We start from the raw sequence: 1,696 nt of genomic DNA, 5'->3' as shown, positions 1-1,696 counted from the left end.
CCAGCTCGATCGGTCCAGTCCGGTGCCGCTGTACCACCAGCTGGCCGAGCAGCTGACGGCTGCCATCACGGACGGCCGGCTGCGGCCGGGCGACCCGTTCGAGAACGAGATCGGCATGTCGGACCGGCTCAGCCTGTCCCGTCCGACGGTGCGCCGCGCGATCTCCGAGCTGGTCAACCAGGGCCTCCTGGTCCGGCGGCGCGGCATCGGCACCACGGTCGCGAACCAGATGGTGCACCGCAAGGCCGAGCTGACCAGCCTGTACGACGACCTCGCGCGCGAGGGGCGGACGCCGCACACCGAAGTACTCGCGCTGGACTGCGCCGCGCAGGACGAACGCGCCGCCGCCGTCCTGGAGCTCCCGCCCGGCACCCCGCTGGTCTCGATCGTCCGGCTCCGGTACGCCGACGACCTGCCGCTCGCGATCCTCCGCAACTGGTTGCCCCCGGCCCTCGAGGACCTCACCCTCGAGGACCTCACGAACGACGGCCTGTACGCCGTCCTCCGCGCCCGCGGCATCCGCCCGACGGTCGCCCGGCAACGGATCGGCGCCCGCAACGCCACCGCCGAGGAACGCCGTACCCTGCACATGTCCAAGGCCGAGCCCCTGGTCACCATGACCCGCGCCGCCTACGCCGCCGACGGAACCCCGGTCGAATACGGCAGCCACTGCTACCGAGCCGACCAGTACTCCGTCGACGTCGTCGTGTCCGAGCGTTAGGCCTGGTTGGCGAGGAGGGTTCGGACCAGGCGGAGGCCTACGGAGAGGTGGGCGAGTTCCGGGCCTTCGATCTCGACGATTTCCTCGAGCATGGTGGCGGCTCGGGAGAGGGCCGAGGCGTTGCGGTCCTGCCAGGTGATGACGCGATCCTCGGGCTCGGCGGTGGCGTCGGTGGTGGCGAGGACCTGGCGGGTGAGGCGGGCGTGGACCGCGTGCAGGTCGTCGCGGAGGGCGGCCCTGGCCATCGTCTGCCAGCGGTCGGTGCGCGGCAGGCCGATGATGCGTTCGAGGAAACGCCCCAGCTGCAGGCGTTCGCCGAGCGCGAAGTGCACCTTGGCGACCTCGAGGATGTCGAGGTCGTCGCGGGACGCGGTCTCCACGATCCCGAGCCCGGCGTACGCCGGCGGCAGCACCGCGATCCGGGTCGCGAAGTCCTCCGAGACCCCCTTCTGCACCAGGGCTTCCCGGCGCTGCTCGAACAGCGCCAGCTCCCGGCCGCGTAGTACTTCGGGCAACGCCGCGGTCAGCTTCGCGATACCGGGACCGAAGAACTCGATCAGCTCCTCGATGTCCACCGGAGGCCGCCGGTTCGACACCAGCCAGCGGGTCGCGCGTTCGACCAGCGTGCGGGTCTCCAGCCGCATCCCGGTCTGCGTCTCGGCGTCGACCACGTTGTCCAGCTCGGCGTTCGCAGCGAGCAGTTCCGGCTGCGAGAAGATCCGCGAGGCCGCGAGGTTCGCGCGGACGACGTCCTCCTCGTTGCCGCCGGTCTCCAGCGAGAGCCGGTGGTACGCCGTGATGCCGGACGTGTTGACGAATTCGTTCACGACCTGGGTGGTGATGATCTCGCGGCGCAGCTGGTGGCTCTGGATCTGGTCCGCGAACCGTTCCTGGATCGCCTTCGGGAAGTAGCTGGCGAGCTTGTGCTTGAGGAACGGGTCGTCCGGCAGCGACGTCTTGAGCAGCTCGGCTTCC

The 1,696-nt window shown here is 70.5% G+C and carries 1 protein-coding gene and 1 pseudogene; one reads left to right on the top strand and one right to left on the bottom strand.

Annotated elements, in window-relative coordinates; all coding sequences use genetic code 11:
• Positions 1-721 (top strand): GntR family transcriptional regulator (locus VFF46_RS33420; protein WP_325041240.1); only part of this gene is annotated, 721 nt, incomplete at its 5' end.
• On the opposite strand, the pseudogene VFF46_RS33415 reads toward VFF46_RS33420, so the two are convergent.
• Positions 718-1,696, bottom strand: a pseudogene (locus VFF46_RS33415) (NAD-glutamate dehydrogenase); the annotation flags it as partial. The gene VFF46_RS33420 and the pseudogene VFF46_RS33415 sit on opposite strands and share 4 nt — an antisense overlap.

Source organism: Kribbella sp. (assembly GCF_035655035.1).
Taxonomy (GTDB): domain Bacteria; phylum Actinomycetota; class Actinomycetes; order Propionibacteriales; family Kribbellaceae; genus Kribbella.
Note: the sequence above shows the minus strand (reverse complement) of the source record. Positions and strands in the feature narration are given on the sequence as shown.